Annotated in this window: 9 protein-coding genes; 6 read left to right on the top strand and 3 right to left on the bottom strand. The window is 74.0% G+C overall.

Going from position 1 to position 13,330, the window contains the following annotated elements:
* Window positions 1–40 precede the first annotated feature (40 nt).
* Together AC0IW9_RS04520 and AC0IW9_RS04515 are read left to right on the top strand one after the other, a co-directional pair.
* Window positions 41–562, top strand: a complete 522-nt coding sequence (locus AC0IW9_RS04520; protein ID WP_471647016.1) for a hypothetical protein — start codon at window positions 41–43, stop codon at window positions 560–562.
* A 35-nt stretch (window positions 563–597) separates the two neighbouring features.
* The gene (locus AC0IW9_RS04515) at window positions 598–1,422 is read left to right on the top strand and encodes a DUF4189 domain-containing protein (RefSeq protein WP_471647015.1); all 825 of its coding nucleotides are present in this window, start codon (window positions 598–600) and stop codon (window positions 1,420–1,422) included.
* A 1-nt stretch (window position 1,423) separates the two neighbouring features.
* Here AC0IW9_RS04515 and AC0IW9_RS04510 read toward each other — a convergent pair whose 3' ends face one another.
* Window positions 1,424–1,774 carry an antibiotic biosynthesis monooxygenase family protein gene (locus tag AC0IW9_RS04510; protein WP_471647014.1) on the bottom strand — a complete coding sequence of 117 codons (351 nt, stop codon included), beginning with the start codon at window positions 1,772–1,774 and terminating at the stop codon, window positions 1,424–1,426.
* 142 nt (window positions 1,775–1,916) lie between these two features.
* On the opposite strand from AC0IW9_RS04510, the gene AC0IW9_RS04505 reads away from it, so the two are divergent.
* Both AC0IW9_RS04505 and AC0IW9_RS04500 read left to right on the top strand, forming a co-directional pair.
* Entirely contained in the window at window positions 1,917–2,633 is a 717-nt protein-coding gene (locus tag AC0IW9_RS04505; protein WP_471647013.1) for an ArsR/SmtB family transcription factor, read from the top strand.
* Window positions 2,633–3,838: an MFS transporter gene (locus AC0IW9_RS04500; RefSeq protein ID WP_471647012.1), complete on the top strand. Its 1,206-nt coding sequence runs from the start codon at window positions 2,633–2,635 to the stop codon at window positions 3,836–3,838. The genes AC0IW9_RS04505 and AC0IW9_RS04500 overlap by 1 nt, the downstream gene beginning before the upstream one ends.
* Window positions 3,839–3,880: 42 nt before the next feature.
* On the opposite strand, the gene AC0IW9_RS04495 is transcribed toward AC0IW9_RS04500, so the two are convergent.
* A complete protein-coding gene (locus AC0IW9_RS04495) occupies window positions 3,881–7,057 on the bottom strand; it encodes an Rne/Rng family ribonuclease (RefSeq protein WP_471647011.1) in 3,177 nt (1,058 codons plus the stop codon).
* A 790-nt stretch (window positions 7,058–7,847) separates the two neighbouring features.
* On the opposite strand from AC0IW9_RS04495, the gene AC0IW9_RS04490 reads away from it, so the two are divergent.
* Both AC0IW9_RS04490 and AC0IW9_RS04485 read left to right on the top strand, forming a co-directional pair.
* A complete protein-coding gene (locus AC0IW9_RS04490) occupies window positions 7,848–8,981 on the top strand; it encodes an N-acetylmuramoyl-L-alanine amidase family protein (RefSeq protein ID WP_471647010.1) in 1,134 nt (377 codons plus the stop codon).
* A gap of 157 nt (window positions 8,982–9,138) precedes the next feature.
* Window positions 9,139–11,664, top strand: coding sequence for a penicillin-binding protein 1A (locus tag AC0IW9_RS04485; RefSeq protein ID WP_471647009.1), 2,526 nt, complete (start codon window positions 9,139–9,141; stop codon window positions 11,662–11,664).
* Window positions 11,665–11,670: 6 nt separating this feature from the next.
* On the opposite strand, the gene AC0IW9_RS04480 is transcribed toward AC0IW9_RS04485, so the two are convergent.
* The gene (locus tag AC0IW9_RS04480; protein ID WP_471647008.1) at window positions 11,671–13,317 is read right to left on the bottom strand and encodes a flavin-containing monooxygenase; all 1,647 of its coding nucleotides are present in this window, start codon (window positions 13,315–13,317) and stop codon (window positions 11,671–11,673) included.
* Window positions 13,318–13,330: the final 13 nt, after the last annotated feature.

Below are 13,330 nucleotides of genomic sequence, written 5' to 3'. Positions count from 1 at the left end.
GCCGGCATGTGGCGCTGAACGATCGGCAAAGGGAGGGGACATGAGCAAGCCTGGCCCGCGCCCGATGCATTCGGTCGGCCCCCGGGACAACCCGTCGCGCCCGCCCTGTACCGCTCCTGGGGCCACCCGCAAGGCCGGCCGCCGGCCGGCCGGGCAGCGCACCGCCGAGGAGCTCTCGGCCGAGATCGACGGCCTCATGTCGAAGGGCCAGGGCCGGGACGCCGTCTTCGGCTTCGGCAGCCTGCTCGGCATGGCCGGGCTGGCGATCCTCTGCGCCGCGCCGCTCGGCTGGGCGCTGAATTACCTCGGGCTGATCCCCGGGCCGGTCGGCTTCGAGCGCGGGCCGGCCGGGAGTGAGCTGGCCATGGTGGCCGGGCGCGACCTGGTGAGGCCGGCCTATTGGCTCGGCCTCGGCCTCCTCGGCTATGCGCTGCAGATCTGCCGCCCGCTGGTGCCGCTGCTGCTGATCGGCGGCGTGGTCTGGTGGAGCTGGCTCGGCCTCTACATGGCCTATGAGGCCGGGCTCATCGTCATGCCCATCAGCCCGCCGGCCGCCCGATGACGGCCTTCCCCGCAACCGGCGCCGCAGGTGACCGCATGGCCCGTATCCTGGCCCGTATCCTGGCCCGGTTGCGGCCGGTGGGCCTCGTGCTGCTGGTCCTCGGCATGGCGGATAGGGCGGCGGCGCAGACGGTGACGGTCTCGCCGGCCTGCGTCCGGCAATGCGGCGCGGCCTCCGGCACGGTGCGGTCCAACCCGCCCGAGGTGCAGGCCTGCCTCATCCGCTGCAACGCGGGCCAGGCCTTCGAGCGGAGCGCCGGCCGCGCCGCGCCGCGCCGCGGCGCTTCCCCCGCCCCGCCGGTGCCCTACGGCGCGGCACGGCCGGCCTATGCGCCGCCGCCGCCGGCAGGGGATGCCGCCTATGCCGCCCTGCAGGGGCCGACCGGGCAGCGGCTGGCCGCCGCGCCGCGGGAGAATTACCAGCCGCAGGTGCGCGGGCTGAATGCGGCGGCGCTGGGGGCCGGGGCGACGGCCGCCGCGCGGCCGGGCGGGGGCCAGGCCGCGGGGCGATCGGGGGCCATCTACCTCGCGGCACCGCCGAGCGCGGGCTATGGGCTGACCTTCGGGATGGCCGACCGGCTGGGCGCGCATGGCCAGGCGGAACGGAGCTGCCAGTCCCGTGGCGGCGGCGGCGCCTGCCGGCTGGCGCTGGAATTCACCGACCGCTGCGGCGCGGTGGCCCAGGCCCGCCGGTCCACCGGGCTGGTCCGCACCGCGGATCCCAGCACCTATACCATCACCTTCGCCGCCGGCGGGGCCGGCGGCACCAAGGAGGCGGCGGAGGCCCAAGCCATCGCGGATTGCCGCAGCCGCGACCGCAGCGCGAGCTGCGAGGTGGTGGCCAGCGGCTGCGGCGGCTGAGCTACCAGCCGTGCAGGGCGAGGCTGTCGGCCGGGGCCTGTTCCCGCCGCTCATGCATGCCGTAGTCGCGCATCACCCCGACGACCCGCAGCCGGTAGCCGGCGAAGATGCCGCCGCGCCCGGCCGCCTGGCTGCCGCGATGGGCGTCGTGGTTGCGCCAGCAGGCGACGGCGGCGTCATCCTCCCAGAAGGACAGGCTCAGCAGCTTCCCGGGGTTGGTGAGGCTGCGGAAGCGCTCGACCGAGACGAAGCCGGGGATCTTCTCGAGTTCCGGCTTCAGCCGGGCGGCGTGGTCGAGGTAGTCGTCGAAGCGGCCTTCGGCGGGTTCCACTTCGAAGATGACGGCGATCATGCGGGGTCCTCCTTGGCCCGGCAAAGTGGCATGGCGGCGGGGCGCTGTCTTTCGCCCGGGCGCGAAGCGCTGTCTTTCGCCCGGCGGCGAAGCGGGCGGGGCGGATTGCGGCTAGGCTGCCGGCCGGACCCGGGAGATGCCGATGACCAGCCCCGCCGCCTTCGCCAGCGTCGCCGCCCTGCTGGCCGACCCGGCCCGCGCCGCCATGCTGACGGCGCTGCTGGCCGGGGAGGCGCTGACCGCGGGGGAATTGGCGCGGATCGCCGGGATCGGCGCGCCGGCGGCCAGCGCGCATCTGGCCCGGCTGGTGGCAGGCGGGCTGGTCGCGGTGCATCCGCAGGGGCGGCACCGCTACCACCGGCTGGCCTCGGCCGAGGTGGCGGCGACGCTGGAGGCGCTGGGCGGGCTGGCCGAGGCGGTGGTGCCGAGCCGGCGCTGGCCGCATGGCGCGGCCTTCCGCGATGCCCGGCTCTGCTACGACCACCTGGCCGGGCGGCTGGGGGTGGCGCTGCATGAGGGGCTGGCCGGGCGCGGCTGGCTGGCGCCGGTGGCGGGCGGCTGGGCGGCGACGGCGCGGGGCGAGGCGGGGCTGGCGGCGCTCGGCGTGGATCTGGCGGCGGCGCGGCGGGCGCGGCGCTTCGCCTGCGACTGCATGGACTGGTCGGAGCGGCGGGCGCATCTGGCCGGAGGGCTGGGGCGGGAGATCGCCGCCTGCTGCCTCAGGCGGCACTGGCTGGTGCGGCTGCCGGGGGAGCGGGAGGGCGACCCGATGGCGCGGCGCCGGCTGCGGCTGACGCCGGAGGGCGCGCGTTGCCTGGGCGAGGCGCTGGGGGTGGGCGCGGTGAGCCTCGCCGCCTGATGGCGCCGGCGACGCGGCTGCTGCTGGCGCTGACCCTGATGACCAGCGCCAGCCAATTCCACCGGGCGGCGCTGGGGGTGATCGGGCCGGAGCTGGCCGGGGACCTCGGCGCCGGGGCCGGGCTGCTGGGGGCGGCGAATGGCGTCTTCTTCCTGGCGCTGCTGCTGCTGCAGATCCCGGTGGGGCTGGCGCTGGACCGGGTCGGGCCGCGGCTGACGGTCGCGGTGCTCAGCCTGCCCTGCGTGTTGGGGGCTTTGGGCCAGGGGCTGGCGCCGGATGCCGGCTGGTTCCTGGCGGCGCGCTTCCTGCTGGGGATCGGCTGCGCGGCATCGTTCATGGCGAGCGTCGTGCTCTGCGCCCGCTGGCATGCGGGGGAGGGGCTGACGACGGCGCTGGGGCGGGTCTTCGCCTTCAGCCAGTTAGGGATTTTGCTGGCGGGGGCGCCCTTCGCCTGGGCGGCGGCGGTGCTGGGCTGGCGCGGGGCCTATGCGCTCTCGGCCGTGGCGACCCTGGCCCTGGTGGCGCTGTGGTGGGCCTGGGTGCGGGACGATCCGCCGGACCGGCCCCGCCCGCCGCGGCCGGCGGAGACGATCGGCGGGGCCTTGCGCGGGCAGCTCACCGTCTGGCGGACGCCGGGGCTGCTGCCGGTGCTGGCGATGCATCTGGTGGGCTATGCGGTGATGGCGACGGTGCTCGCGGTCTGGGCCGGGCCCTATCTGGCCGAGGTGCATGGGCTGGGGCCGGGACCGCGTGGGGCGGTGCTGGGCGGCATGGGGCTGGCACTGGTCGCGGGGCTGCTGGCGATCGGGCCGCTGGAGCGGCGGCTGAATACCCGGAAGTGGCTGGTCGCCGGCATGGCGAGCGGGGCGGTGCTGGTGCTGCTGGCGCTGGCCGCCTGGCCACGGGCGCCGCTGCCGGTGGCGGCGGGGCTGCTGGTGCTGCTCTGCCTGTTGAGCTGCTACCCGGTGGTGGTGGTGGCGCATGGGCGGTCGCTGTTCCCCGACCATCTGGTCGGGCGGGGGGCGACGACGGTGAACCTGGCGCAGACCCTGGGGAGCGCGGCCTTGCCGGCGCTGACGGGCTGGGCGGTGGCTTTCGCCCCGATGGGGGAAGCCTGGCCGATCGCCTTCGCGGTGCTGGCGGCGGCGCTGGCGCTGGGGATCGGTGGGTATCTGACGGGGCGGGATGCGCCGCCGCGGCGGTAGGGCGCCGGGGAGGGAGGCTTGCTCCCTCCCCGGCGGTTCAGCTCAGCGCTTCCACCAGCCCCGGCGCTTCGGGGCGGCTTCGTCGAGGGCATCGACGCTGACCGGGAGGATGGCCGGGCCCTGGAGGACGTCCGGGGCGGCGGCGACGGGCTCGGTGGCCGGGGCTGGGGCAGGCTCCGGCTCCGGCGCGGCAGGGGCCTCGGCCGCGGGGGCTTCGGCAACCGGGGCTTCGGCAACCGGGGCTTCGGCAACCGGGGCTTCGGCAGCGGCGGGCTCCGCGACGGGGGCCTCCGCAGCCGGGGCTTCCGGCGCGGCTTCGGCGACCGGCGCTTCAGCAGCGGCGGCCTCGGCGGCAGGAGCTTCGGCACCAGACGCTTCGGCGGCAGGCGCCGCGGCGGGGGTTTCCCCGAACGGAGTCTCCGCAACGGGGGCTGCCACCGGCGCCGCTTCCACCGGCGCCGCTTCGGCGGCCGGGGCTGCCGCGGCGGGTTCCGAAGTCAGGGCGACCTCGGGAACCATCGGCGTCGGCGTCGGCACCGGGCGGGAGCGGCGTTCGGCTGCGGCTTCGGCCGCGGCCTCGGCGGCTTCCATCGCGGCCATGATGTCGTCGACATGGCCGGCGAAGGGGTCGGCCGGGGTCGGGCCCATGTAGCGCGGCGGCTCCGCATAGCGCGGGGCCGGCTGCTCCGGGCCGGGTTCGGCACCTTCGCCGCGCGGCGGCAGGCCGGGGCGGCCACCGCGGCGGCCGCGGCGGCGGCGGCGCGGGCCGTCGCGACCGGCGTCGCCCTCGGCATCGGCCGTGCCTTCGGCCTCGCTGCCCTCCTCGGCGGCGTCGCCTTCGGTGGGGGCTGCGGCAGGCTGGGACGCAGCAGGTTGGGGCGCGGCAGCGGGGGTGGCGCCGGCGGGGGCCTCGGCCTCCTCCTCGTCGCCATCCTGCTCATCCTCGCCGTCGCTCTCGCCCTCGGCGCGGCCATTCGGCGCGCCGCCCTCGGTGCGCTGGCCGCCACGCCGGCGACGGCGCTTGCGGCGTCCCTGGCGCTCGGCCTCGGCGGCGGCCTCGCCACGCTGGGCTTCCGTGCGGGAAGCCTCGCCACGGGCCGGCTCGGGCGCGTCCTCGATATCGGGGACGTCCTCGACCTCGGGCTCCTCGGCCTCCGGCGCATAGTCCATCCGCAGCGCGGCGGGTGGCGCGCTGGTCTCGATGACGCGGGTCGGGTCGGCGGCGCGCAGCCGTTCCAGCCGGAAGTTCGGCGGCAGCAGCGTGTCGTCGGGCTCGAAGACCACGGACATGCCGAAGCGGCCCTCGATCACCTGCAGCTTGTCGCGCTTGCGGTTGAGCAGATAGAGCGCGACCGGCGAGGCGACGTGGATGCAGATCTCGGCGGCGCGGCGCTTGGCGCCCTCCTCCTCGATCGCCCGCAGCACCTGCAGCGCACTGCTTTCCAGGCTGCGGACCTGGCCGCGGCCCTGGCAATGCGGGCAGGTGACGAAGGTGGTCTCGGTCAGCGAGGGCCGCAGGCGCTGGCGCGACATCTCCAGCAGGCCGAAGTGGCTGATCCGGCCGACCTGGATGCGGGCGCGGTCGTGCTTCAGCGCTTCCTTGACCCGGCGCTCGACCTGCGCGTCGTTGCGGGCCGATTCCATGTCGATGAAGTCGATGACGATGAGGCCGGCGAGGTCGCGCAAGCGCAGCTGCCGGGCGATCTCGTCGGCCGCCTCGAGGTTGGTGCGGAGCGCGGTGTCCTCGATGTGCCGCTCACGCGTCGAGCGGCCCGAGTTCACGTCGATGGCGACCAGCGCCTCGGTCTGGTTGATGACCAGGTAGCCGCCGGAGCGGAGCTGGACCATCGGCGAATGCATCGCATCGAGCTGGGCCTCGACCTGGTGGCGGGCAAACAGCCCGCCGTCGCGGAACAGCTGGATCTTCTTGGCATGCTGCGGCATCAGCATGCGCATGAACTCGCGGGCCTCCTGGAAGGCGTCTTCGCCATCCACCAGGATCTCCTCGACGTCGCGCGCATAGACGTCGCGGATCGAGCGCTTGATGAGGTCCGCTTCCTCGTAGATCAGCGCCGGGGCCGAGGAGGCCATGGTGCGGTCGCGGATATTGTCCCAGAGCCGCAGCAGGTATTCGCAGTCCCGGCGGATCTCGGGCTTCGGCCGCTGCGCGCCGGCGGTGCGGACGATGAGCGACATGCCCTGCGGCAGGCTCAGCTCGTCGATGACCTCGCGCAGGCGGCGGCGGTCCGTCGCCGAGGTGATCTTGCGGGAGACGCCGCCGCCGCGGGGCGAGTTCGGCATCAGCACGGAGAAGCGGCCGGCCAGCGAGATATAGGTGGTGAGCGCGGCGCCCTTGGTGCCGCGCTCCTCCTTGACGACCTGGACCAGCAGGATCTGCCGACGGCGCATCACCTCCTGGATCTTGTAGTGGCGCAGGAAGCGCGGCGGGATGCGGCGTTCGCGCGACATCTCCTCCGGGCCTTCGCCGCCGATGGTCTCGGGGGCGGGGGCATCCTCCTCGCCGGCTTCGGCGTCCTCGGCCCGCTCCTCGTCGGTGCGGTCGTCGCCGGCGCTCTCATCGGCGGTCTCGATGGCCGGGGGATGGACGAAGTCGGGCTGGTCGCCTTCGCCGGGGGCGGCTGCCTCGACGAGGGGGGCCTCGGTCGCGGCGGGCTCGGCGGCGTCCGGGGCGGGGGCGGCCTCGGTGAAGGTCGCCTCGGTCGGCGTGGCCTCGATCGGGGCGGCTTCGGTGGTGGATGCCTCCCCGGCCGTGGCATCCTCGACCGTGGTGGCCGCGTGGGGCGAGGCCTCGGCGAGGATGTCCATGGCCTCGGCGGGGGTGATCGCCGCCTCGGGCGTCGCATCGGCGGCGGCCTCGAGGGCATCGGCGAGGGCGGCCTCGCGCTCCTCGGATTCCTCCTCCTCGCGGGCCTCGGCGGCCTGCATCTCGATCAGCCGCTGCCGGTCGGCGACGGGGATCTGATAGTAATCGGGATGGATTTCGGAGAAGGCGAGGAAGCCGTGGCGGTTGCCGCCGTATTCCACGAAGGCGGCCTGAAGGCTGGGTTCGACCCGGACCACCTTGGCCAGGTAGATATTGCCCTTGAGTGGACGTTTGGTCGCGGCCTCGAGGTCGAATTCCTCGAGCCTCGTGCCGTCCAGCACCACGACGCGGGTTTCTTCCGCGTGGGATGCGTCGATCAGCATGCGCTTGGTCATCGAAGCGGTTGCTCCGCGCCGCGCGGCACCGGGGTGCGTCGCGGCGGATCGGGGTGACGTGACCCGAAGGGGGGCGGGTGCGCGGCGCGATCTGGCGACATGCGGCAATCCGTCCTCATCCGGCGGGGCAGCCGGGCTCGGGCAACCATCGGGCCGGATGCGGCGCGCGGTGGCGGCCCGGGGCGGCGCCCCAGGGTTCGCGCCCCCGGTGCCACCCGCGCGGGGCGCGGATGGGGCGGCGTCAGTCACGCTTGCACCAGGGGCAGCCCCGCGGAATGCAGGGCGCCAAGGGTCCGTCACGCGACAGGTCCCGCGAAGGACGGAGGAGGCAGCCCGGACACCCCGAGCCGGCACGCCCTTTGGGGCAATGCCGGGGATGTGGCGGGTGGTGGCCCGGCGAAACGCGGAGGCGGACCAATCCGCCCCCCATGCCAGACCAGCCGCTGATGTCGCCGACGGTCCGCGGACCGGTCGGTCGCGTGGCCTGTCGGCGTGAAAGCGCCGTAATCCTCCGCCGGCAGCGGGCGCCGCCGGGGCGGTTCACCATAGGGGAGGGGTTGGGCTTCCACAAGGCTGCTCCGCCCTGCCTGCAACCCTGCTGCGAGAAAGCCGGGGGTGGATCGCCCCAATTCTGCCCATCGTTACGATTTATTGTCCGTTGCGCGGGCAGGACAGCGGCTGTTCGCTTCACCCGGTGGCGGATTCCGGGTAGCTTCCGGACGCAACGCTGGGGGGCGTGGCACCGATGACGAAGCTTGGGGGGGATGGAGTGTTCGGGCGCCGGCACTGGTTGCTGGGCGCATCCGGGCTGTTGCTGGCGGCGCCGGCCATCGCAGCGGGCGGCCGGCCCAGCCTGAGCCAGACGCGGGGCGAGACCCGGCTGGTGCTGCCGCTGGCGCGGACCGGCGGCTGGCGGGTTTCGGCGACGGCCAATCCAGCCCGGCTGGTTGTCGAATTGCCGCATGCGCCCTGGTCCGGTCCGGGCCGGCTGGCCGGGGCCGGCGTGGTGGCCGAGGCGCGCCGGGAAGGCACCGGGGCCGGGCAGACCTTGATCCTGTCGCTGGCCGGGCCCATCGCCGCGCCGCGGGTCGGCGTCGCCGGCGGGCAGCTGCACATCACCCTGCGGCCGGGGCCGGCGGCGGGATTCGCCCAGCTGGCGGATGGCCGCAGCCTCGGCGGCAACATGGGCGGCAACCGGAGCACCAGCAGCGCGGCGCGGGCCTCCGGGCCCTTGCCGCTGGTGGTGCTGGACCCGGGGCATGGCGGGCGGGACCCGGGGACCATCGGCGGCCGCGGCACGCTGGAGAAGCGCATCACCCTGGCGGCGGGGCTGGAGTTGAAGCGGCAGCTGGAGGCCGGGGGGCGCTGCCGGGTGCTGCTGACGCGGTCCCGCGACGTCTTCATCCCGCTGGCGGAGCGGGTGGAGATCGCCCGACGGCGGGATGCGGCGCTGTTCCTCTCCCTGCATGCCGACAGCGCGCCGGGGGCGCGGGGGGCGAGCGTCTATACCCTGAGCGAGACCGCCTCCGACAGCCTGGCGGCGGGGCTGGCGCGGCGGGAGAACCAGGCGGACCGGGCCGGCGGCCTGCGGCTGCCCAGCGTCCCGCCGGAGGTGGGGCGCATCCTGCTGAGCCTGATCCGGCAGGAGACGCGGGCCGGGTCGGAGAAGATGGCGCGGCTGGTGGTGGGGGCGCTGGACGGGCAGGTGGCGCTGCTGCCGCATACCCACCGGCGGGCCGGCTTCGTGGTGCTGAAGGCGCCCGACGTGCCGGCGGCGCTGGTGGAGATGGGTTTCCTCTCCCATCCGGCCGATGAGGCGGCGCTGAACAAGGCGGCCCACCGGACCAAGGTGGCGGCGGCGCTGGCCGAGGCGGTGCACGGCTTCCTCGGCGCCCGGGGGCCGGCGCTGGCGGCGGCGGGCTAGCCCGAAGCCGTCTGTTCCCGGGGCGAAACTTACCCGCTGCCGCCATGGCCCGGCCCCGGCGCCGGCCTTATATCTGGCGTGATATCTGGCGTGCCGCAGCACGGTCGCGCATTTGCGGGTATGTCGCATTCCACGAGACGCTGTATTGGGACCCGTCATGTCGCCCCCTGATTACCGCGCCGAGCCAACCCTGAGCGCCGCGCCGCCGCCTCCCCCGCCGCCCGTGCCGCCCGCGCCCAAGAAGCGCCGGCGCCGGCCGCTGTTCCGCGGGGTTTTCGGCGGGCTGCTGATGCTGGCGGCGGTCGGGGCCGGGGTGGCCGGGATCGCCGGCTATGGGCTGTACCGGCAGGTGGCCGCCGACCTGCCGGACTATCGCTGGCTGGCCGACTACCAGCCGCCGCAGATGTCGCGCATCTATGCCGCCGATAGCCGCCTGCTGGCCGAGCTGGCGACCGAGCGGCGGGTCTTCGTGCCGATCGAGGCCATCCCGCGCCGGCTGCAGGCCGCCTTCGTCAGCGCCGAGGACCAGCGCTTCTGGGAGCATCATGGCGTCGATCCCATCGGCATCGTCCGCGCCGCGCTGACGGCGGCCGAGAATTACGGCAGCGGCCGGCGGGTCGGCGGCGCCTCGACCATCACCCAGCAGGTGGCGAAGAACATGCTGGTGGGCGCCGACCGGACGCTGACGCGCAAGCTGCGCGAGGCGATCCTGGCGATCCGCATCGAGGAGACGCTGCCGAAGGACCGCATCCTGGAGCTGTACCTGAACGAGATCTTCCTCGGGTACCAGGCCTATGGGGTGGCGGCGGCGGCGCAGGCCTATTTCAACAAGGGCCTCGATGAGCTGACCCTGGGCGAGACCGCCTTCCTCGGCGTGCTGCCCAAGGGGCCGAACAACTACAACCCGGCCCGCTTCCCCGAGGCGGCCAAGGCCCGGCGCGACTGGGTGCTGGACCGGATGGTCGAGGATGGGGCGGTGCCGGCGGCGGAGGCCGAGGCGGCCAAGGCCGAGCCCATCGTCGCCCGGCCGCTGCGCCGGCCGGAGGTGATCCAGGTCGGGCAGCATTTCACCGAGGACGTGCGGCGCGAGCTGACGAGCCGCTTCGGGCCGGAACAGACCAACATGGGCGGGCTGGTGGTGCGGACCAGCCTGGACCCGGCGCTGCAGGCCTCGACCGAGGCGGCGCTGCGGACCGGGCTGACCGCCTATGACCGGCGGCGCGGCGGCTTCCGCGGGCCGGTGGCGAAGATCAGCGCCGCGGCGACCGAATGGCTGCCGGCGCTGGAGGCGGTGACGCGGCCGGGCGGGGCGCTGCCGGAGTGGAAGCTGGCGGTGGCGCTGGAGGTCCGCGACCGCGAGGCGCGACTCGGCTGGATCGAGCGGCCGGATCCGCGCGGGCCGGCGCAGCCGCGGACGGCGGCGCTGGGGCTGGAGGATGCCGCCTGGGCGCGGAAGGCGCTGGGCGAGGGCCGGCTCGGCGCGTCGCCGCGGCGGATGCAGGACGTGCTGGCGCCCGGCGACGTGGTGCTGGTGGAGCAGATGCCGGCGGTCCCGGCCCAGGGGCGTGCCCCGGCCCGGCCGGAGCGGCTGTCGCTGCGGCAGATCCCCGGCGTGGAGGGCGCCATCGTGGCGCTCGACCCCTCGACCGGCCGCGTGCTGGCCATGGCCGGCGGCTGGTCCTTCGACCGCAGCCAGTTCAACCGGGCGACCCAGGCGCAGCGGCAGCCGGGATCCTCGTTCAAGCCCTTCGTCTATCTGCCGGCGCTGGAGGCGGGGATCCCGCCGACCCAGCGCTTCCTCGATGCGCCGATCGAGATCAATACGCCGCAGGGCATCTGGCGCCCCGGCAACTACGGCGACGGCGTCACCAACAGCTATGTCTCGATGCGCACCGCGCTCGAGAAGTCGCTGAACCTGGTGACCATCCGCATCGCCCAGGAAGTCGGCATGGACAAGGTCTCGGAGACGGCGGCGCGCTTCGGCGTCATCCCCAACATGCCGCGCTACCTGGCGATGTCGCTCGGCTCCGGGGAGACCACGGTGCTGCGGATGGCCGCCGGCTATGCCGCCTTCGTCAATGGCGGGCGCGAGGTGGCGCCGACCCTGATCGACAGCGTGCAGGACCAGCGCGGGCGGGTGGTCTGGCGCAGCGACAACCGCGGCTGCGCCGGCTGCGGTGCGCGCAATGCCGCGGCGGGGCCGCCGGAGCTGGTGGACAACCGCCGGCAGATCACCGATCCGATCGCCGCCTACCAGATGGTCAACCTGCTGACCGGCGTGGTGACGCGCGGCACCGGCGCCGCTGCCGGGAAGGGCCTCGGCCGCCCGGTGGCCGGCAAGACCGGCACGACCAACGACTACGTCGACAACTGGTTCGTCGGCTTCACCCCGGACATCGTCGTCGCGGTCTGGCTGGGCTTCGACGAGCCGCGCAGCCTGGGCCATGGCGAGACCGGCGGCAGCAATGCGGCGCCGATCTTCCACGACGTGCTGGAAGCGGCGCTGCGGGGCAGCCCGGCGGTTCCCTTCCGGGCGCCGCCGGGCGTGGCGCTGGTGCGGTTGCCGGACGGCAGCATGGAGGCCTTCCGGCCGGGGACGGAGAATGCCGCCCGGCCGCCGTCCGAGGACCCGGCGCGGGGGACCGCGGCGGGGCTCGACCAGGGGCTGGGCGGGCTCTACTAGACCCGTTCAGTCCAGCGTCATCCCGGTGTAGCCGGCCTTGGCCACCGCGTCGCAATGCTCGCGGTAGGCCGGGGCGCCGCCCTGGTATTGCAGCACCCGGCGGGTGGTGCGGCCCTCGACGTTGCGGTTGATGCCGGTCATCCAGCTGTCGACCAGGGTGTAGAGCAGCCCGCCCGCCAGCTCCTCGACATGGCGGGACCAGTCGGCCTCGGCCTCGGGCGTCGTCTCGATGCGGGTGATACCCTTCTCCTGGGCGTAGCGCATCAGCTCGGCCACCCATTCGACGTTCTGCTCGATGCAGCGGGGGATGTTGCAGCGGGTGGAGGCGTTGTGCGGCCCGACCAGGGTCAGCATGTTGGGGAAGCCGTGCGACATCAGGCCGAGGTAGGTCTGGGTGCCCTCCTGCCACTTGTCCTTCAGGGTCAGGCCATCGGTGCCGGTGAAGCTGACGCGGTCGAAGCTGCCGGTCACCGCATCGAAGCCGGTCGCGTAGATGATCATGTCGAAGTCGCGCTCGGCGTCGCTGGTCTTGATGCCGGTCGGGGTGATGCGCTCGATCGGCGTCGCCTTGATGTCCACCAGCGAGACATGCGGCAGGTTGAAGGCCTCGTAGTAGCGGGTCTCCTGCGGGACGCGGCGGGTGCCGAAGCCGTGGCACTTCGGGATCAGCATCTCCGCCACCTTGGGGTCCTTCACCCGCTGGCGGATCTTCTTCGCCACGAATTCGCTGAACAGCGCATTGGCCTTGGGGTCGGTCAGCATGTCGCGGAAGTTGGCCATCCAGATGGCGAAGCCCGGCTTGGCGTAGAGCTCTTCCCAGAAGGCCTCGCGCTCCTCCGCGCTCACCTCGAAGGTGCCGCGCGGGTCGGCCTGGTGGATGTAGCAGCCGGGGGTCTGGCGCAGCAGCTCGAACATCGCGGGGTAGCCGGACTTGATCTTGTCCTGCTCGGCCTCGGTGATGGCGGCGTTGTGCAGCGGCGTCGCCCAGTTCGGCGTGCGCTGGAAGACGGTGAGAGAGCCGACCAGCGGCGCGGTGGTCTGGATCACCTGCACGCCGGTCGCGCCGGTGCCGATGATGGCGACGCGCTTGCCGCTGAAGTCCACCGGCTCATGCGGCCATTTCGAGGTATGGAAGGACTGGCCCTGGAAATCGTCGATGCCCGGCAGCCGCGGCATGGTCGAGGCCGAGAGCGGGCCGAGGGCGGTGATGAGGAAGCGGCAGTCGAAGCGCTCGCCGCTCTCGAGCGTCACGGTCCAGCGGCGTTCGGCTTCATTCCAGGTGGCGCCGGCGACGCGGCTGTTGAACTTGATGTCGCGGCGGAGGTCGAAGCGGTCGGCGACGTGGTTCAGGTAGCGCAGGGTCTCCGGCTGGGCGGCGAAATGCTCGCTCCAGTTCCATTCGGCCAGCAGCGTATCGTCGAAGGCATAGCCGTAGGTGTAGCTCTCGGAGTCGAAGCGGGCGCCGGGGTAGCGGTTCCAGTACCAGGTGCCGCCGACGCCGCTGCCGGCCTCGAAGACCTGGACCGAGAGGCCGAGCTGGCGCAGGCGATAAAGCTGGTACATGCCGGCGATGCCGGCGCCGATGACGATGGCGTCGGTGGTCCGCGTCGCGGCGCCGGTGGGGCGGTCGAGGGTGGTGACGGTATCCGGCATCAGGTCTGCTCCC

This window comes from Belnapia sp. AC561 (genome assembly GCF_979252845.1).
This window is presented reverse-complemented; position numbering and strand designations above follow the sequence as displayed.

Coding starts and splice junctions, on each gene's coding strand:
- AC0IW9_RS04520 (WP_471647016.1), top strand. CDS start 41: ATGAGCAAGCCTGGCCCGCGCCCGATGCATTCGGTCGGCCCCCGGGAC.
- AC0IW9_RS04515 (WP_471647015.1), top strand. CDS start 598: ATGGCCCGTATCCTGGCCCGTATCCTGGCCCGGTTGCGGCCGGTGGGC.
- AC0IW9_RS04510 (WP_471647014.1), bottom strand. CDS start 1,774: ATGATCGCCGTCATCTTCGAAGTGGAACCCGCCGAAGGCCGCTTCGAC.
- AC0IW9_RS04505 (WP_471647013.1), top strand. CDS start 1,917: ATGACCAGCCCCGCCGCCTTCGCCAGCGTCGCCGCCCTGCTGGCCGAC.
- AC0IW9_RS04500 (WP_471647012.1), top strand. CDS start 2,633: ATGGCGCCGGCGACGCGGCTGCTGCTGGCGCTGACCCTGATGACCAGC.
- AC0IW9_RS04495 (WP_471647011.1), bottom strand. CDS start 7,057: ATGACCAAGCGCATGCTGATCGACGCATCCCACGCGGAAGAAACCCGC.
- AC0IW9_RS04485 (WP_471647009.1), top strand. CDS start 9,139: ATGTCGCCCCCTGATTACCGCGCCGAGCCAACCCTGAGCGCCGCGCCG.
- AC0IW9_RS04480 (WP_471647008.1), bottom strand. CDS start 13,317: ATGCCGGATACCGTCACCACCCTCGACCGCCCCACCGGCGCCGCGACG.